Genomic DNA, 20,044 nt, shown 5'->3' on the forward strand with positions numbered 1-20,044 from the left:
ATCTGTTTAAACTAACAACATACCGTGGTTACCACAAGCAAGTTCATCGAGCTTAAGCAAACTCTTTTACAACACGCTCCAAGATAGGTACGTTCGCTTCAGGAAAGGTGTAGTCGCCCAATTCGCTGATCTCAACCCAGCATCCTTCTTGACCTTCTCGACCGTAAGGCTCATTACTGAATTGAGATACTGTAATAAAATCAAACTTGAGTGATTTGTCTGGATAGTCGTATTCCAAGTGTTCAAAAGGGGCTTGCTCAATAACTTCAATTCCCACTTCTTCTTCGAGTTCTCTTGTAATAGCAAGCTCAATACTTTCTCCCGGCTCGACTTTGCCACCCGGAAACTCCCAAAACCCGCCTTTGTGCTTATCATCAGGACGCTTTGTAATAAAGATCTTTGATTTGTCTTGGTTAAAAATAATTGCCGCGACTATGTGAATTCTTTTCATGGGGATTCCTAACTCTCAAGACCGTTGTACTTTACTATTGTGACAACGAGCTTCTACATCTCAAAAACTTTCTGACCTATCAAACTTATGGAATTTGATAGCCAAAGAATTTATTTAAAAAAAGAGTCGCCTAAGCGACTCTTTGAAAAATAATCCGACTAACAGATTAGTCGATTTTGCCGTGGCACTGTTTGTACTTCTTGCCACTGCCACAAGGGCAAGGTTCATTGCGACCGACTTTACGTTCATCACGTACCATTGGTTGATTTGAACCTTCTTCAGATTCTTCGCCTTCAGAAAGCGGATTTTGTGCTGCAGCGTGTTGCGCTTGTGCACGACGAGCGGCTTCTTCAGCTTGCGCACGACGCTGCTCTTCCATACGTTCAACTTCTTCTTGTTGCTGAACGCGAACACGAGATAGAACAGTAATAACGTCTGTTTTCAGCGCTTCTAGTAGACCCTCAAACAGTTCAAACGACTCACGTTTGTATTCTTGTTTTGGGTTCTTCTGTGCGTAACCGCGTAAATGGATACCTTGACGCAAGTGATCCATCGCAGCCAAATGCTCTTTCCAAAGCGTATCCAGAGTCTGAAGCATGACCGATTTTTCGAAGTTGCGAAGCACTTGTGCACCCACCACTTCCTCTTTCTCTTTGTACACTTCAACGGCTAGGTTGATGATCTTTTCACGTAATGCTTCTTCGTAAAGCTTGTCGTCTTCTTCAAGCCATTGTTTCACTGGCGCATCAAGATCGAAGTCCGCTTTCAAGCGCTCTTGTAGACCTTCAACATCCCACATATCTTCTAGTGACTGTGGTGGAATGTACTCATCAATAACCGCTGTTAGCACATCTTCACGGTTTTGCTCGATCATGCCGCTGATGTCTTCAACGTTCATTAACTCGTCACGCAGTTCGTAGACAACCTTACGTTGATCGTTCGCTACATCATCGTATTCAAGCAGCTGCTTACGGATATCAAAGTTACGACCTTCCACTTTGCGCTGTGCTTTTTCAATTGAGCGAGAAAGCATTTTCGATTCAATAGCTTCACCTTCTTCCATACCACTTTGAATAAGGCTCGCCATACGATCAGAAGTGAAAATACGTAGCAAAGAGTCTTCCATAGATAGGTAGAAGCGCGATGAACCCGCATCACCTTGACGACCAGAACGACCACGTAGCTGGTTATCAATACGGCGAGATTCGTGTCGCTCAGTACCAATGATATGTAGACCACCAGCTTCTAGCACTTGGTCATGCACCACTTTCCACTCTGCTTTAATCGCATCGATTTGCTCTTGAGTTGGGTTCTCTAAAGCTTCAACTTTTGATTGCCAGCTACCGCCAAGCACAATGTCCGTACCACGACCGGCCATGTTGGTCGCGATAGTTACCGCACCAGGCATACCCGCTTCAGCAACAATTTCCGCTTCTTTCTCATGGAATTTCGCGTTCAATACGTTGTGTTTGATCTTAGCCTTCTTCAATGCGTTAGAAAGAAGTTCTGACTTTTCAATCGACACAGTACCAACAAGCGTTGGCTGCCCTTTGGCAACACGCTCTTTAATATCTTCAATGATTGCCGCAAACTTCTCTGCTTCAGTACGGTAAACCACATCTGGCATATCGTTACGAATCATCGGCTTGTTGGTTGGGATAACCACCGTTTCCAAACCATAGATAGACTGGAATTCGAACGCTTCAGTATCCGCTGTACCTGTCATACCTGACAGTTTTTCGTATAAACGGAAGTAGTTCTGGAAGGTAATAGAAGCCAAAGTTTGGTTTTCGTTTTGGATCTTAACGCCTTCTTTCGCTTCTACTGCTTGGTGAAGACCTTCAGACCAACGACGACCTGGCATTGTACGACCAGTGTGTTCATCAACGATGACCACTTCGCCTTCATCAGTAACGATGTAATCAACGTTACGCTCGAATAACACATGAGCACGCAAAGCAGCATTCACGTGATGCAACATGCTGATGTTAGCCGGAGAGTAAAGTGTATCCCCTTCCTCCATCAGACCGTTTTTCACCAACAGTTCTTCAACGTATTCTTGACCTGTTTCTGTTAGGTATACTTGCTTTGATTTTTCATCAACAGTGTAGTGACCATCACCACGGTATTCTTCAGAGTCTTCTTTATCTTGCTTTTTCAGATGCGGGATCAAAAGGTTGATTCGAGTGTATAGCTCAGAGCTATCTTCAGCAGGACCAGAAATGATCAAAGGAGTACGAGCTTCATCAATTAGGATTGAGTCCACCTCATCGACAACAGCAAAGAAGCGATCACGCTGTACACGGTCTTCGCTACGGAAAGCCATATTGTCACGAAGGTAGTCAAAACCAAATTCATTGTTGGTTCCGTATAGAATGTCAGCTTGGTACGCTTCTTTTTTCTCTTGAGGAGGCATGTTTGGCACGTTTACGCCAACGGTCATACCTAAAAATTCAAATAGAGGGCGGTTCGTCTCAGCATCACGTTTAGCTAGATAATCGTTCACTGTTACGATGTGAACGCCTTTACCAGCAAGAGCATTTAAGTAAGCTGGAAGCGTTGCAGTCAGTGTTTTACCTTCACCTGTACGCATCTCCGCAATTTGACCCGCATTTAGAACCATACCACCGATAAGCTGAACGTCGAAGTGACGCATGCCGTAGACACGCTTAGATGCCTCACGAACCGTAGCAAAAGCTTCAGGAAGTAGTTTATCAAGAGTTTCACCTTTCTCTAGGCGCTCACGGAACTCAACCGTCTTTGCTTTTAACTCTTCATCACTTAGAGCTTCGAATGTTGGCTCGTAGTTATTAATTTCTTTTACAATTTTTCTAAGGCGGCGCAGTGTTCGGTCGTTGCGACTGCCAATCACTTTTGTCAGTAGCTTAGTTATCATTTTTCGTGAATCTCTCTTTAATCAGACCGTTCCCGATCTACTCATAATGCCTTCAGTCTCTGCCAGTTTGGAACTAAGAATACTGAGATAAATCATTTATCAAAGATATTGAGTTCAAACATCCATATTTCAAGGCTAAGTTTCGAAACAATGTGGCTTAGTGTAAGGATTTTTCATCGATACAACCATAAATAGACGTATTTGTTTGAAGCACTCTGAAGTTTTTACTTAAAGTGGTGACTGATTAGACGATATTGCATACCACAATATGTGTAATCTATTCAGAGCAGACTTTGCTTTTTACCTTGCTACATTGTAAAACTGAAGCGAAAGACGTTAATGTAAACTATACCTTGATAGAAAGCTGCTCTAGAATAGCTGATATCTCAACAAAATTAGATTTTACCTATGCGTGATCACCGTCCAACCTCGACTGAAGATGTTATTGCTGAATCACAGTTCAAGCAGATTCAAGAACATGCTGGAGAAATCTTACAGCTTAACCAAGCTTTGCAAGAGATCTTACCCACAGGGACAGCCGATCATTGCCGGGTGGCGAATGTTCGTAACGGCCACCTATTGATCGATGTTTCTAGTGCCGCGATCAAAATGAAGATCGATTACGATCGCCTCATGATCCTAAATAAACTTCGTACTCAAGGCTTTGCCAAACTGATGAGCGTTGAAGTGAGGATCAATCCATCATTATACCGAAATCGTTTCGAACAAGACGACAGACCTAAACGTCCACCATTAACAGAATCTGCAGCAAAGTCATTGATGACGATTGCCGACATGGCACCGCCTAAAATTCAAGAGCGTTTAAAGCGATTGGCCGATATGGCAGAAAAGAAAGACCGTAAGTAACCGTTATTTCAATATGCTGAAAAGCTCGAATGCTATTAATAAGCCCAAGATTAAAGCCAAATAGCAAAAAACCAGGCATAAGCCTGGTTTTTTATTAATTTTAATGCCGAGTATTTACGCAAGCACCATATTTGGTTCAGCGAATGCTACTGGTGAGCCGACTTCTTCTTCGAATGTAGTCCACTCCCAGGCTTCTTGATCAGCAAGAACAGCTCGCAGAAGTTGGTTGTTCAAACCGTGCCCTGATTTAAAGGCGCGAAATTCACCGATGATTGGGTGACCACACATGTAAAGGTCACCAATCGCATCCAACACTTTGTGAGTCACAAACTCATTTTCAAAGCGTAGACCTTCTTCGTTAAGAATACGGTAATCATCCAATACGATAGCATTGTCGAAACTACCACCCAAAACTAGGTTTTGAGATTGTAGATATTCGATATCACGCATAAAGCCAAACGTACGTGCACGAGAAATTTCACGAACGAAGCCTTTTGAAGAGAAATCAAACAGCAAGCGCTGTTCGTCTGACTCAATAGCAGGGTGATTAAATTCAATTTCGAAGTCCATGCGGAAGCCGTTAAATGGTACAAACTCTGCCCATTTATCGCCATCTTCAAAACGAACTGGCTTTTTAATACGGATGAAACGTTTTGGCGCATTTTGCGTTTCTATACCTGCTTGTTGTAGCAAGTATACAAATGGGCTAGCACTACCATCCATAATTGGAATTTCAGGTGCGTCTACTTCGACAACAATGTTGTCGATGCCCATACCAGCAAGTGCCGCATTCAAGTGCTCTACAGTTGAAATACGCACACCTTCGTCGTTTACCAAAGCAGTACATAGCATGGTGTCACGAACAGAAGCTGGATCAGCTGGAAAATCTACAGGTGGGTTTACATCTGTACGACGGTAAATGATACCTGTATTTGCAGCAGCCGGGCGCAGAGTAAGCGTGACTTTACGACCAGAGTGGAGGCCCACACCAGTTGTTTTCACTATTTCTTTCAGAGTACGTTGTCTGATCATCTGCTTGCCTCTCAAAAATTTGCTACAAAACACGGCCGTCTGTAACGTCGACCGTGAATGCTACCATAATTTTGAGCCATGTCAAATTTATGGATTAAAGATTAATCAGCCTGACGACGCAAAAATGCCGGGATATCTAAATAACCACTTTCCTTCTCTTGCTTCGGAGCCGCAGAGCTTTGGCTCGACGATGCTGGAGAAGAAGAAACTGTATTTGTCGGCTGAGGAGTTACCTGTGGCTTCTCTTGCACTTGATTATTTTGCAAGGTTTGTGCCGGTTTCTCTTCAGCTTGCGTTGCCGCCGCTTGCTGTTGTGGTTGAGCCTGCGGCGTCGGAGCCACTTTCGCTTTACCACCCGCAACTAGCGTGATATCTGGTTTTTTCTCATTGCCAATACCTGTCGCTACAACTGTTACGCGGATTTCATCAGTCATATCTGGGTCTAGAGAAGTACCGATAACAACAGTTGCATTGTCAGAAGCAAATGCTTTCACTGTATTACCAACCGTCTCAAACTCGTCAAGACGCATATCCAGACCTGCAGTAATATTGACAAGAACACCACGAGCGCCCGCTAGATCGATGTCTTCCAGAAGTGGGCTAGAAATTGCCATTTCAGCCGCTTCTTCAGCACGGTCTTCGCCTTTAGCAATACCGCTGCCCATCATCGCGTGACCCATTTCAGACATTACTGTTCTTACGTCCGCAAAGTCGACGTTGATCATGCCAGGGCGAGTAATTAGCTCAGCAATGCCTTGAACTGCGTTCTTAAGAACGTCGTTCGCACTTGCAAAAGCTTCTAGTAGCGTGACACCACGGCCAAGTACTTTAAGCAGCTTTTCGTTTGGAATCGTAATCAAAGAGTCAACGTGCTTAGACAGCTCATCGATACCTTGCTCAGCGAACGCCAAACGCTTTTTGCCTTCAAAGCTGAACGGTTTTGTCACTACCGCGACAGTTAGAATGCCAAGCTCTTTAGCTACTTCAGCAATAACAGGTGCTGCACCAGTACCTGTACCGCCACCCATACCAGCTGCGATAAACACCATATCGGCGCCAGTTAGGGAATCTTTAATTCTATCTCTGTCTTCGAGAGCTGCGTCACGGCCAACCTGTGGATTAGCACCTGCACCCAGACCTTTGGTGATATCGCCACCGATCTGAATAACATTGCCAACGCTTGTCTTACGAAGTGCTTGCGCATCAGTGTTGACGCTGATGAATTCCACACCTTCGATGGATTCACGCACCATGTGTTCAACGGCGTTACCACCGCCGCCACCAACCCCAACGACCTTGATTACTGCATCGTCAGACATTTCCATCATCGGTTCAAACATGTGTTGTCTCCGTTTATCCTGCAACTCAGGTTAAAACTCTTTTTGTATCCAGTTACGCAATTTATCGAAAAAGCCAGTAACAGATGAGCGTTTAGGTTCATTATAATCGCTATCGTCGCTAGACTGCATGTCTCTTGCGTAATGAAGTAATCCAACTGCCGTAGAATGGTACGGCTCTTTTACATAGTCAGTTAATCCGCTGACTTCGAGCGGTTTGCCGACCCTTACTTGATTGCGGAATACGCGTTCCGCACATTCTATCACTCCGTCCATTTGCGCAGCACCGCCGGTGAGTACAACTCCCGCAGCTAGATGGTGCTTTATACCCTCTTCGCGCAATTTCGCTTGTACAGAGTCAATAGTTTGGTTAACCAGTCCCATAAGCTCAGAGTAGCGTGGCTCAATCACTTCTGACAACGTTTGACGTTGCAGACTACGTGATGGTCGCCCACCTACGCTTGGTACATTAACCGTGTCATCCTTACTGACCAGTTCACTCAAAGCACAGCCATATTTGACTTTTATTTCTTCAGCATCGCTCACTGGCGTACCAAAAGCAAAAGCAATATCGCTGGTTACAGCATTTCCTGCGTACGAAAATACTTCTGTGTGACGTAACGCACCGCCAGTCCAGATGGCCACATCCATCGTGCCGGCGCCAATATCCACCACACAAACTCCAAGCTCTCTTTCATCCTCGGTGATTACTGCATTACTTGCAGCAAGCCCAGAAAATACGAGTTGCTCTACTTTAAGGCCGCATCGTTCTACCGCCTTAATAATATTGCGTGCCATGTCATTATGGCATGAGATAAGGTGGACACTTACTTCCATTCTTACCCCAGATAAACCAAGCGGATTTTTGATTCCCTCTTGGTAATCAATGGTGAACTCTTGCGGAATCACATGAAGGATTCGCTGTTCATCACCGATTTTAATCGATTTTGCGGTATGGATAGCGCGATCCATGTCTTCTTGAGACACTTCTTCATCTGAAATCGTGCCCATACCTTTTTCAATTCGGCTTGCGATATGCTTACCAGACAACGAAATGAAGACTCGGCTGATCTGGCACTCGGCCATCAATTCAGCTTGATCAATTGCACGTTGTACTGATTTTACAACCGACTCCAAGTCATTCACGCCACCTTTATCCATGCCACGTGAAGGGCTACTACCTGCGCCAATAATATTAATTTGACCGTCTGGTAGAACCTCACCCACTAGAGCCGATACGGTTGCAGTGCCTATATCAAGACCAACAATAATGTTGTCATCAGCGGCCTTAGTCATCTGTACTCTCTTCTAACTCTTGTTCAGGAAACCAACCAACTGCGGCTCCTGTATCGTACCTAAGATCGATATAACTGATTCTTTGCGTGTCACTGCCAAGCTTGTTATAGAGCTTAAAAAATCGCTCTATACGCTCAAGAAGAGACTCTTTACCGAGCTCTAATCGAATACCGTTATCAAGGATGATTTGCCAAGCTCGTCGCTCGTTTAATACCAGAGACGATATCGCTAAACCCAATTGCTGAAACTTAGGACTCAAATCACGGTAAGTCTGTAAGACTTCTGGTCCGCTGTCTTTGGGTCCGTACAGTTTCACTTTTTCTTCTTGTAACAGAGCCACATCGCCATCAAAAACAAACCCGTTTTTATCTAACAGTTCGTTGCCATTCCAAATGGCTTCAGGTTGATGCTCTGTCAAAAAAACTTTTACTGTATCCGGCCACTGCTTTCGGATTGCGGCATGCGCCACCCACGGCAGAGCTTCGACACTTTGCTGTAATACATCAATATCCTGAGACATAAATGTACCGATGTGATCTATTCGACTAAATGCAGCCTGCACATCGTCAGCTTGGACATACTCCAGTTTTCCCTGAAGTACTATTTTGGAGAGAGGTAACCTTTGGTCATCCCACATCCAACTGATCGCCGAGTACAAAACAGAACTAATTAAGGTCACAACCACAACGAAAAATAACGCACCCAAGATTTTCTCTTGGCGACCACGGTTATTATCCGTGTTTGGTCGCTCGTCATTCAGTGCAATATTCAACAACGTCTTCGTTTCCTGACTTTTGTCGTGTACTTTTTACCCACATAATTACGCAGAGGTAAAAGTCTTGACTTTAACCTTGGGATTATACTGAGCTCTTGTAAACTATCAAACACTGATAGCAATAAATCACAATGATATTGACGCAAAATCGAGATCTGAGTCTTTATCTGTCCTTCGCGCCAACAATCTGTGTTAACCAAGCATCTTGTTTATATTTAATTCAAGCCCTGCCAGTTGTTTCGCCACTTTACCAACATCACCCGCACCTTGCGTTAAGATTAGGTCGCCGTCTTGTATAACGTTAGCTAAAACTGAAGGTAATTGCTCGATTTCTGGAACAAAAATCGGATCTACCTTACCTCGGCTGCGAATTGTGCGACACAATGAACGTCCATCAGCTCCTGCAATTGGCTTTTCACCTGCGGCATAAACATCCAACATGATTAATACATCAACTTGCTCTAGCACATTCGCAAAGTCATCGTACAGATCACGAGTACGGCTATAACGGTGTGGTTGGAAAATCATAACGAGACGTTTATCTTGCCAACCGCTTCTCGCAGCATTAATGGTCACATCAACTTCTGTTGGGTGGTGTCCGTAATCATCCACTAACATGGCATGACCATTACCGGTATCAAACTCGCCAAGGTGATCAAAACGTCGTCCCGTGCCTTGCGTACCGGCCATTGCTTTTAGAATTGCATCGTCTTCAATGTCATCTTCGGTAGCCACTGCAATCGCAGCCGACGCATTAAGTGCATTGTGACGACCTGGAATGTTCAGAGTGATATCTAGGTTGGCACGCCCTTTACGTACTACCGTAAATTTGCCTTGCTGACCTTCTTGACGATAGTTTTCAATGCGTACGTCAGCATCTGCGGAGAAACCGTAAGTAATCACTTGACGACTAATACGTGGGATTAACTCTCGAACCACAGGATCATCAATACAAACAATAGCTTGGCCGTAGAACGGTAGATTGTGTAGAAAATCAATGAAGGTTTGCTTTAACGTTTCAAAGTCACCACCATAAGTATCCATATGATCGGCTTCGATATTGGTGACAATACTTACCATTGGTTGCAGGTGCAGGAATGACGCGTCGCTCTCATCCGCCTCAGCAATTAGAATACGACTCGAGCCTAAACGAGCATTTGTACCAGCGCTTTTCACCAAGCCGCCGTTTACAAACGTTGGATCAAGGCCTGCTTCAGAATAGATTTGTGTCACGAGTGCCGTCGTCGTCGTTTTACCGTGCGTGCCCGCAACGGCAATACCATGACGGAAGCGCATCAACTCAGCGAGCATCTCAGCACGACGTACAATAGGGATACGTAACTCACGTGCCGCCATCACTTCTGGGTTTTCTTCGTTGATAGCGGTTGAAACCACAACCACACTGGCTTTTTCAACATTGCTAGCTTGGTGCCCGATAAATACCGTCGCACCTTTTGATACTAAACGCTCTGTCACAGGGTTTTCTGATAAGTCAGAACCCGTGATTTGATAGCCTTCATTCAACAGCACTTCTGCAATGCCGTTCATGCCCGCACCACCAATACCGATGAAGTGGATGGATTTCACGCGGCGCATCTCTGGCACCATGGCGCGAATCTGAGCTAAGTCTTGTGTATGTTGGATTGTCATCAATTCTATTCTCAATAATTCGTTAACGCTTTTCGGTCAAAGCGACAATGGCTTGTGCGACAACTCGGTCGGCATTCAATTTAGCAGCGCCACGCGCTTGCTCAGCCATCGTAAGTAAAGCTTGGCGATCCAATTGTTGGATCTGCTGAGTCAAAGACTCAACGGTTAAATCTGGTTGTTCAATCATTTTCGCTGCGCCGCATTCTACTAGATGATCGGCATTCAGTGCTTGTTGGCGATCTTTATGCATAAAAGGAATAAAGATCGCACCAACGCCAGCAGCAGAAACTTCAGAAACGGTTAACGCCCCTGAACGACAAACTAAAAGGTCAGCCCATGCATAAGCCTCTGCTACGTCGTCAATGAACTCTGTGACTTCTGCATTTACCACACCATTAGCTTGGTATGCTGCGTTCACTTCTTCGGCGGAACCTTTGCCCGCTTGATGACGAATACAGTAATCACCGACCAACTTTGCCATCACTTCTGGCAGAGTTTGGTTAAGAATGCGTGCACCTTGGCTACCGCCCATCACCAGAATACGAATTGGGCCTTGGCGATCTTGCATTCGCTCTGCAGGCGCTTCTAATCTTGTTAGGTCTTCACGAACTGGGTTACCGACTACCTCAGCATTAGGGAACGCGCCAGGAAAGGCCTGAAAGACTTTCTTAGCAATTTTTGATAGCCATTGGTTTGTCAAACCCGCGACCGCGTTTTGTTCGTGCAGAACAACAGGAATACCGCTCAACCAAGCCGCAATACCACCGGGACCACTCACATAACCGCCCATACCTAACACGGCATCGGGCTTCCAATGCTTCATGTGCGCGCGAGCTTGCATGATGGCATTAATAATTTGAAATGGAGCTGCAAGCAGACGCTTTACACCTTGACCTCGTAACCCTTTCACTTTAATAAAATCGATTTCAATGCCATGTTTTGGCACCAAATCCGCTTCCATTCGATCCGCAGTGCCTAACCAACGGATCTCCCAGCCTTGCTCTTGCAGCTGTTTTGCTACAGCTAACCCTGGGAACACGTGACCGCCAGTACCACCAGCCATCACCATCAAACGTTTATTTTGTTTCATTAGTTTGTTGTTCTGATTGTTGTTGCTCGCGTTTCAAGCGGCATTCGTAATCGATACGCAGCAATATGGACACTGCGACGGACATAATAATCAGACTGGAACCACCATAACTGATTAGCGGAAGTGTTAAACCTTTGGTTGGTACGATACCAGCTGCAGCACCAACGTTCACCAAGGTCTGGAACGCAAACCAAATACCGATACCGAAAGCCAGATAACCGCCGAACATTTCGCCTTCTTCAAACGCACGCTTGCCTATGTAAACCGCTTTTAGCACTAAGCTAAAAATCAACATTAAGACCAACACAACGCCAACAAAACCGAGCTCTTCAGCAAGTACGGCAAACACAAAGTCGGTATGCGCTTCCGGTAGATATTCCAGTTTTTGAATTGAATTACCGAGACCTTGACCGAACCATTCACCACGACCAAACGCCATCAAAGACTGAGTCAACTGATAGCCACTGCCAAATGGGTCTTCCCACGGGTCAAGGAAGGAGGTTACTCGTCGCATACGGTATGGTTCGACTAAAATCAAACCTACCACAGCGCCGATACCTGCCACCATCAACGCGAGAAACTGAGTCAGTTTTGCGCCTGCGATAAACAGCATGCCAAACAGTGTTACTAGCATCACGACGACCGTACCCAAGTCTGGCTGACCAAGCAGTAATACTGCGAAGAAAGCAAACACCATGATTGGCTTCATAAAGCCACCAAAGAAGGTTTGTCGTACTTCGTCTTGCTTTCGAACTAAGTAACCAGACATGAAGATAAACAGCGATAGCTTCGCGACTTCCGCTGGCTGAAGGTTAAACAGCCCAAGGGGAATCCAACGAGACGCACCATTAACCGACTTACCTGCCAAGAGCACGATGATCAACAGTGCGAAAGAAGCCCAAAGTAAGTAATGGCTCTTCTTAAACCACTCTTGCAAAGGTACTTGCAAAATAACAGCGGAGGTCCCTAACGCCAGCACGAGAAACGTCGCATGACGAAACATAAAGTGAAACGGCTGTTCGGTTAATCGTGAGCTGATTGGAAATGATGCAGAGGTTACCATCACCAACCCCGTCAACATCAAACCCAGTGCAATCCACACTAGCTGACGATCAAACATCGCCTCTGGGGCTGGATGCTTGAGCCAATTGCCAATACTGCGTTTAACGTTACCTAAACCCACGAAGTGTGTAACCTTTAATTATGCATATTTCTGAGCAAAAGCAGCGAAGGCATCGCCTCTTGCCATAAAGTTGTCGAATTGATCAAAGCTAGCACATGCTGGAGACAGCATCACCATATCGCCTGGTTTTAACTGCGAAGATACTTGTTGAATCACATCTTCCATGGTGTCGAAACGTATTGCAGATTCATGCAGTGGCATAAAGTCATCGCCATCAGCGCCAAAGCAGCACAGTTGCAAGTTAAGCGTCGCGAAGATCGGTTTTAATGGCGAGAAGTCAGCACCCTTGCCAACACCACCAACGAGCAAGTAGAGCTTACCTGTCGACTCCAAACCAGATAGCGCAGCCATAGTGCTCGCAATATTAGTTGCTTTAGAGTCATTCACCCATTTTACGCCTTGATTATCCGCAACCACCTGGCATCGGTGTGTCAGTCCCGTGTAATTTTTAAGTGCATTCAATGCGTTGTGATAGTTTACGTCCGCAGCTTTTAATAGCGCTAAAGCAACCAGAGCATTAGATAAGTTGTGCTTACCAACCAACTTAAGCTCATCACTTGCGACGACTCGTTGACCGTGATCGAGCAGCCAAGTACGGTTGCCATCCACCTCGAGACCAAAGTCCTGATTGTCGCTGCCAAATGTCACCAATGGCATCTCTGCATCTGGGAAGGTTTCTTGATCATCACGGTTCACTACCGCAAGAGCAGCGTGGTCAAAAATACGCAACTTAGCTTGTCGATAGTCAGACATGCCTTGATAACGGTCCATATGATCTTCAGAAAGATTCAGAAACGCAGCGGCTTTGAGCTTTAAGCTTGACGTCGTTTCCAACTGGAAGCTTGACAGTTCAAGCACATACATGTCTGCGTCTTGTTCTAACAAATCCAGTGCAGGAACACCGATATTACCACCAACGCCCACATCCAAACCTGCAGCCTTAACCATCACACCTGTGAGGTCGGTGACTGTGCTCTTACCGTTTGAGCCCGTAATCGCAATCACAGGCTTCTGCACCGCCCAGGCGAATAACTCAATATCACCAACTACTGTCGCGCCTTTTTCCAATACGGCTTGGATCTCTGGTGTCGCTAGCGCAATACCAGGGTTGGTCACGATAAGATCAGCATCAGAAAGCCAGTCTGTATTCCAACCACCACTATGCAGTTGAACATCTTCCGGCAAGCGCTCTGCACCCGGAGGGTTTACGCGAGTATCAATGACTTTGACCACAAGCTGTGGCTGATTTTTTCTTAGGTGTTTAACGACAGAGAGCCCGGTAATACCGAGCCCTACGACGACAACACTATGTATGTTTTGCCAACGTTCCATATTTGATCACACTGTAAATCTTGTTCTTGGAAAGTGCGATTAACGCACTTTCAATGTCGCAAGACCAATCAGAACAAGAACCATAGAAATAATCCAGAAACGCACGATTACGCGCGGTTCTGGCCAACCTTTCAATTCGTAGTGGTGGTGAATCGGTGCCATACGGAAGATCCGCTGACCACGCAGTTTGTATGAACCCACCTGTAGAATTACCGACAGCGTTTCCATCACAAACACACCGCCCATGATCACCAACACCAACTCTTGACGAACGAGAACCGCAATGGTGCCTAATGCGCCGCCAAGCGCTAGTGAGCCGACATCACCCATGAACACTTGTGCTGGATACGTGTTAAACCACAAGAAACCAAGGCCTGCACCGACGATTGCTGTACATACGACAACCAACTCAGAAGCATGTGGTAGGTATGGAATATGAAGGTATTCAGAGAAGTTAACGTTACCCGTCGCCCATGCAATAACCGCGAAGCCTGCAGCAACAAGAACCGTTGGCATGATTGCCAAACCGTCTAGACCATCGGTCAGGTTAACCGCGTTACTCGTACCGACAATCACAAAGTAAGTCAGGATAATGTACATCAAACCAAGTTGCGGCATGATGTCTTTAAAGAATGGCACCACGAGCTGAGTGGCTGCAGTGTCTTTACCGTAAGCGTACAATGCAAAAGCCACGACAAACGCGATCAATGATTGCCAGAAGTACTTCCAACGCGCGATCAAACCATCGGTATTTTTGCGCACCACTTTACGATAATCATCAACAAATCCGACTGCACCGTAGCCAAGCAAGACCGTCAATACTGCCCATACATATGGGTTGGATAAGTCAGTCCAAAGCAAGATTGTGATTGAGATGGCCGCTAAGATCATGATACCGCCCATCGTTGGAGTACCACGCTTACTAAAGTGAGATTCAGGACCTTCGTTACGTACTACCTGACCAATTTGCAGCATTTGCAAACGCTTGATCATGATTGGTCCCATCCATAATGACAGACCCAGAGCGGTTAATACGCTTAGAATTGCTCGAAAAGACAAGTATTCAAACAATCGGAAAAAAGACAGGTATGGCTGTAGCAGCTCGGCAAGCCAAATAATCATTAATAATACTCCTTCAAAGCAGCAGCGACTTCAAACATACGTGCACCGTTCGCTCCTTTCACCAAAATCGTATGGTTTTCAGGAACGGCTTGGTCTAGATGCTGCTTGATGTATTCAATCATCTCTTGGTGCGTCTCAAAATGAATGCCTTGGCAAAGCTCACTGATCACCTTAGCGTCTGCACCATATGTGAGAACATGTTCAAATTTTTGTGGGGCAGCATGTTCCCCGACTTGACGATGAAGTGCAAGACTTTCCTCGCCCAATTCCGCCATATTACCTAAAATCAGCCAGCGCTGACCTGGGAAAGCAGCCAATAAGTCAACCGCCGCTTTCATGGCTGGCACGCTTGCGTTGTAGCTGTCATCAATCAATTTGATTTTTTCGCTCAGCGCTTCAACCTCGACGCGACCTTTCACTTTGTTTAAATGTTTAAGGCCAGCGCGAACCTCTTCTAATGTGGCGCCCATTTGTAACGCAATAATAGAAGCTGCGATTGCATTCGCCACGTTGTGTTGACCTATAATACCCAGAGACAGTTCAATTTCTTGTGAGCTTGCTGCGATATGTAGGTTAAAGCTGGCCTCTCCCGCGGCATTCATCACGATATTTGATGCATAGTAATCAGCCGCAGAATTACTTTGTGAGAAGGTGATAACTTCCTTATCCGCCAGCACGCTTTCCCACTTTGTTTCGCCATTGCTGTCTAAATTGACAATCGCAATACTACCTGCAGCAAGACCTTGGTAAATTTCACCTTTGGCTTGTTTCACGCCATCAATAGAACCAAAGCCTTCAAGGTGCGCAGCGGCTACATTATTCACTAACGCGATATCTGGTTTTACTAACTGCGTTGTGTAAGCAATTTCACCGATATGATTAGCACCAAGCTCAATCACGGCATAGTCGTCATCCTGCTGTGAGCGCAATAACGTCAACGGAACACCAATATCATTATTGAAGTTACCTGCAGTAAACAGCACTTTGCCTTTCAATTGCAGAATGCTCGCGAGCATTTCTTTGACGGTCGTTTTACCACAACTGCCTGTGATGGCAACGGTAGGTGTTTGGCAAGTTTGATGCACCCAAGAGGCTAACTCACCCAGTGCCATTTTGGTGTCCGACACCACGACTTGTGGCACATTCACATCTAGATGTTTTTGTACGAGTAAAGCACCTGCGCCTGCATCCACCGCTTGTTGGCAAAAGTTATGCGCATCAAAGCGCTCACCCACCAGCGCAACAAATAAAGCACCGTTGTCAATCGCTCGTGTATCAGTAGAAACCGCGTCGATAAGTAGATCATCGCCGAATAGCTCACCGCGAGTGAAGTTGGCAATTTGAGATAACGTTACTTTGATCATAAGGACAATCCTAAAAGCTGCATAGCAGACTCACGGTCGGAGTAATGAATCGTTTCGCAATTCCGAATTTGATAATCTTCGTGGCCCTTACCCGCTAACAAGATGATGTCTTTTGGCGAAGCATTCTCAACCGCATAAGACAGTGCTTTGAAGCGGTCATGCTGCACAATCGCTTCGGCAGGTTTTGACAGCCCAGCTAACATGTCTTTTACAATCTGAACCGGATCTTCACTGCGTGGGTTATCGTCAGTCAACACCACTCTGTCGCCTAGACGCTCTGCAATTTCCGCCATCATTGGGCGCTTACCTGCATCGCGATCGCCTCCGCAACCAAAAATAGCCCACAGCTGCCCCTCACAGTGAACTCGTAAAGCTTGCAGTGCTTTTTCTAGTGCATCAGGAGTATGGGCATAATCGACCACGACTTTGGCATGGTCCTCTGTTTGGAATAACTCCATTCGGCCGAGTACAGGTTGTAACTGACCTGCGGTTTCGAGTAACGCTTGTTTATCCTTACCCAAGCTTAATAAGGTCGCAAAAGCGAGCATTATGTTGGTTGCGTTAAACTCACCAATCAGTGGCGCGTGCAATTGACCTGAGCCAAATTTACCATCAAATTGGATAGTAATCCCCGACTCCGCGTAACGGACATCTGTCGCCCAAATTGCGCTTTCAAATTCAGTGTTTGGTTTGAGTGACACCGCAATCGCATTGCTTAACTGCGACGCCCATGCATGACCGACTTCATCATCGACATTGATAATGGCACGTTCACATTGATGTTGTGTAAACAACCCCAGCTTTGCATTGGCGTACTCTTCCATCGTGCCATGGTAATCTAGGTGATCACGACTTAGATTAGTAAACACACCCGCCGCAAACGACAACGCCTTGACACGGCCTTGCGTTAAGCCATGAGAAGAGACTTCTAGCGCGGTGTATGTGGCTTGTTGATTTGCGAGAGAAGAGAGCGTTTTCTGAATTTCTACAGCATTCCCTGTTGTATTCGCGGCTTGCTGTAAATTGTCGAGAAAACCATTTCCTGTCGTGCCCATCACTGCCGCTTTGTGGCCAAGTAGGTCTAGCCATTGTGCAATTAGCTGAGTAATGGTGGTTTTGCCGTTGGTGCCGGTGACACCAATCAAATCCATATCTGGGTAAGCATAGAGCTTTCCAGCGATTGCAGATAAACGTTGATCCAACGTATCGAGGTAAATAACGGGAACGTCATCGATGATTTCCACCGTGCCGTGTGTTTTTAGATCACAGGCTTGCGCTAGAACCGCATTGGCGCCTTGCTCAATGGCAGAAGCAATGAAGTTACGCCCATCCACAACATGGCCAATCACCGCGACAAACGTGGTTCCAGGTTGAACTCTTCGGCTGTCGAGCTCAAATTCAGAAACAAGAACGGACGATAAACTTGGGCAATCCACCCAAGGGGAAAGCAGCACGTCCATACTGATGGCTTTAGTCATATTTGTTCTCCGAGCTTTGGCTCAGGTTTTCTTAATTTTGTTTGCTCAGTAAGCCACTCGGCTTACTGCTGAAATTTGTTTTCGTCTGGTGCAACATTGAGTATTTGTAGCGCGCCTTTCATGATTTCAGAGAAGACAGGAGACGCTACCGAACCACCATAGTAATCATCACCTTGAGGCTCGTTTACGATCACAACCAATGCAATTCGCGGATCGCTAACCGGAGCAAGCCCTGCCGTATAAGTGATGTACTCATCGCTGTATCCACCTGCAGACGCTTTACGTGAGGTACCTGTTTTGGCTCCCACTCGATAACCAGGAACTGCCGCTCGACGAGCCGAGCCTCCTTTTTGGGTTACGGTTTCCAGCATGTCCAAGACCTGGCGTGCGTACTTTGCACTCACTACTTGGCGCGACATGTCATGATCATTGCTTTCGATAATATGGATTGGCTCGTATTTGCCGAGATTTCCAAGCGTCGCATAGGCATGCGCTAACTGGATTGGCGTTATCGATAGACCATAACCAAACGCAATCGTGGCACGTTCAATAGGAGACCATCGTGTTCGTGTCGGGAAGATACCAGTCACTTCCCCAACGAGGTTCAGACCAGAAAGCTCACCAAAGCCCACAGAGCTGTACAGACCGAGCAGCGCCTCTACTGGCATTTGCATTGCCAGCTTCGTCACACCGATGTTACTCGATTTTTTGAGGATCGTGGTCAAGCTCGCTTTACCCACGCGGGATACATCTCTTACTCGGCTACCACCTAAACGAAGTACACCATTACCGGTATCTACGATGGTATCTTTATCGGCTACCCCATTTTCTAAGGCGGCTAAAATAACGAAAGGCTTAATGGTGGAGCCTGGCTCCATCGAGTCCGTGATCACTCGGTTACGCATTTTATAGCTTTGCCAGTCGCTACGATTGTTAGGGTTGTAGGAAGGCGCATTCACCATGGCCAATACGGCGCCGGTTTTCACGTCCAACATAACAACGGAGCCTGACGTGGCGCGATGGTCCGCAACGGCTTGTTTAATCGCACGATAAGCAATCGCCTGTAGGCGCTGGTCGATTGTCAACTGGAGTGACTTACCTTCTTGCTTGTCTTGCCACGCAATGTTTTCTACGACGCGACCATAACGGTCTTTACGAATGGTTTTCTTACCTGCGGCGCCAGTAAGCCACTCATCGTAGCTACGCTCAACACCCTCTAGACCATGCCCATCAATCCCCGTCACCCCAACTAAGTGAGCACTAACCTCACCGGCAGGATAGTAACGACGAGATTCTGACTTAAGACCCACACCAGGCAGCTTTAGCTCACGAATATAGTTCGCCATGGCTGGACTCACTTGGCGCTGCAAGTAAATAAAGCGGCGCTTTTCATTGTGCTTGATCTTGTCTATCAACCCTTGTCGGTCAACACCAAGAACATCCGCTAATGCATACCAACTCTTGGTCTGGCTTAAGGCATTTTCTTTAAATATCGTCGCGGGATCCGCCCAAACGGCCTCAACAGGCACACTGACAGCGAGCGGCTCACCATTTCGGTCCGAAATAATACCGCGTGCAGAAGGAATGGATTTCACACGAACCGAGCGCAGGTCACCTTGTTTAATCAGGTTATCCGGTTCAATGATTTGAATATAGGCTACGCGCGCCACCAAAAGTGCAAATGCACAAAAGACAAAAAACAGTAATAGATGGAAGCGCCAACGAATCAGAAAGGATTCTTCAACCGCCACTTTCACTGCTTTTTTCTCGGTTTTCGTATCCCCCGAAGCGTTTTTTTCTTTCGCGACAGGTTTACGCTTGTTGCTTGGTTTCGTGTTGGTTTTCTTTCTAATCATTTGAGCGTGACAACCACTTCTTTATCGCCATCAGGTCGTTTCATTTCAAGTTCTTTTTTGGCAAGGTCTTGAACACGACTGTGTTCCGCGAGGGCCGTTTCTTCCAACATCAGGTTGCGCCATTCGCTATCTAAACGCTCTCGTTCAACCAAAGTGTGATCTTTTTCGGTGATCGCTTGACGCGCATGGTGGGTAGCAAATACCACTCCCATTGCCGATGCCACGATCAATAGCAACAACAGTAATGGCCAGCGACCAACGGTGATAAGATCCGTTGCAATCAACTTAGCAAGGTTAGGAGTGGGTTTCGTCATA

The 20,044-nt window shown here is 46.1% G+C and carries 16 protein-coding genes; 1 reads left to right on the plus strand and 15 read right to left on the minus strand.

Annotated elements, in window-relative coordinates; translation table 11 throughout:
• Positions 1–52 precede the first annotated feature (52 nt).
• The gene (gene mutT / locus NL643_RS05770; RefSeq protein WP_005396433.1) at positions 53–451 is read right to left on the minus strand and encodes an 8-oxo-dGTP diphosphatase MutT; all 399 of its coding nucleotides are present in this window, start codon (positions 449–451) and stop codon (positions 53–55) included.
• A gap of 166 nt (positions 452–617) precedes the next feature.
• Positions 618–3,347 (minus strand): preprotein translocase subunit SecA, encoded by a 2,730-nt coding sequence (secA, locus tag NL643_RS05775; protein WP_005396435.1) that lies wholly within the window; start codon positions 3,345–3,347, stop codon positions 618–620.
• Positions 3,348–3,755: 408 nt separating this feature from the next.
• Between secA and NL643_RS05780 the strand changes: the two genes are divergently transcribed.
• Positions 3,756–4,214 carry a DUF721 domain-containing protein gene (locus tag NL643_RS05780; protein WP_012842148.1) on the plus strand — a complete coding sequence of 153 codons (459 nt, stop codon included), beginning with the start codon at positions 3,756–3,758 and terminating at the stop codon, positions 4,212–4,214.
• A 114-nt stretch (positions 4,215–4,328) separates the two neighbouring features.
• On the opposite strand, the gene lpxC is transcribed toward NL643_RS05780, so the two are convergent.
• From lpxC to ftsL, 13 genes are all read right to left on the minus strand, one after another.
• A complete protein-coding gene (lpxC, locus tag NL643_RS05785) occupies positions 4,329–5,246 on the minus strand; it encodes a UDP-3-O-acyl-N-acetylglucosamine deacetylase (RefSeq protein WP_005381871.1) in 918 nt (305 codons plus the stop codon).
• Positions 5,247–5,347: 101 nt separating this feature from the next.
• Entirely contained in the window at positions 5,348–6,586 is a 1,239-nt protein-coding gene (gene ftsZ, locus NL643_RS05790) for a cell division protein FtsZ (RefSeq protein ID WP_012842149.1), read from the minus strand.
• 30 nt (positions 6,587–6,616) lie between these two features.
• Positions 6,617–7,879 carry a cell division protein FtsA gene (gene ftsA, locus NL643_RS05795; RefSeq protein WP_012842150.1) on the minus strand — a complete coding sequence of 421 codons (1,263 nt, stop codon included), beginning with the start codon at positions 7,877–7,879 and terminating at the stop codon, positions 6,617–6,619.
• Positions 7,872–8,654: a cell division protein FtsQ/DivIB gene (locus NL643_RS05800; protein WP_012842151.1), complete on the minus strand. Its 783-nt coding sequence runs from the start codon at positions 8,652–8,654 to the stop codon at positions 7,872–7,874. Before NL643_RS05800 ends, ftsA begins: the two co-directional genes overlap by 8 nt.
• Before the next feature lie 192 nt (positions 8,655–8,846).
• Positions 8,847–10,304 (minus strand): UDP-N-acetylmuramate--L-alanine ligase, encoded by a 1,458-nt coding sequence (gene murC, locus NL643_RS05805; protein ID WP_253644076.1) that lies wholly within the window; start codon positions 10,302–10,304, stop codon positions 8,847–8,849.
• Positions 10,305–10,326: 22 nt separating this feature from the next.
• The gene (murG, locus tag NL643_RS05810) at positions 10,327–11,394 is read right to left on the minus strand and encodes an undecaprenyldiphospho-muramoylpentapeptide beta-N-acetylglucosaminyltransferase (RefSeq protein WP_253644077.1); all 1,068 of its coding nucleotides are present in this window, start codon (positions 11,392–11,394) and stop codon (positions 10,327–10,329) included.
• Positions 11,381–12,577 (minus strand): cell division protein FtsW, encoded by a 1,197-nt coding sequence (gene ftsW / locus NL643_RS05815; protein WP_005396444.1) that lies wholly within the window; start codon positions 12,575–12,577, stop codon positions 11,381–11,383. Before ftsW ends, murG begins: the two co-directional genes overlap by 14 nt.
• Before the next feature lie 18 nt (positions 12,578–12,595).
• A complete protein-coding gene (gene murD, locus NL643_RS05820) occupies positions 12,596–13,909 on the minus strand; it encodes a UDP-N-acetylmuramoyl-L-alanine--D-glutamate ligase (RefSeq protein ID WP_253644078.1) in 1,314 nt (437 codons plus the stop codon).
• Positions 13,910–13,948: 39 nt separating this feature from the next.
• A complete protein-coding gene (mraY, locus tag NL643_RS05825; RefSeq protein ID WP_005372931.1) occupies positions 13,949–15,031 on the minus strand; it encodes a phospho-N-acetylmuramoyl-pentapeptide-transferase in 1,083 nt (360 codons plus the stop codon).
• A complete protein-coding gene (gene murF / locus NL643_RS05830) occupies positions 15,031–16,395 on the minus strand; it encodes a UDP-N-acetylmuramoyl-tripeptide--D-alanyl-D-alanine ligase (RefSeq protein WP_253644079.1) in 1,365 nt (454 codons plus the stop codon). Before murF ends, mraY begins: the two co-directional genes overlap by 1 nt.
• The gene (murE, locus tag NL643_RS05835) at positions 16,392–17,873 is read right to left on the minus strand and encodes a UDP-N-acetylmuramoyl-L-alanyl-D-glutamate--2,6-diaminopimelate ligase (protein ID WP_253644080.1); all 1,482 of its coding nucleotides are present in this window, start codon (positions 17,871–17,873) and stop codon (positions 16,392–16,394) included. The genes murF and murE overlap by 4 nt, the downstream gene beginning before the upstream one ends.
• 62 nt (positions 17,874–17,935) lie before the next feature.
• A complete protein-coding gene (locus tag NL643_RS05840; protein ID WP_006743237.1) occupies positions 17,936–19,729 on the minus strand; it encodes a penicillin-binding transpeptidase domain-containing protein in 1,794 nt (597 codons plus the stop codon).
• Positions 19,726–20,043, minus strand: a complete 318-nt coding sequence (gene ftsL / locus NL643_RS05845) for a cell division protein FtsL (protein WP_012842154.1) — start codon at positions 20,041–20,043, stop codon at positions 19,726–19,728. The genes NL643_RS05840 and ftsL overlap by 4 nt, the downstream gene beginning before the upstream one ends.
• Position 20,044: the final 1 nt, after the last annotated feature.

It is taken from the genome of Vibrio sp. Y42_MX_L11 (assembly GCF_024181785.1).
Lineage (GTDB): Bacteria > Pseudomonadota > Gammaproteobacteria > Enterobacterales > Vibrionaceae > Vibrio > Vibrio diabolicus.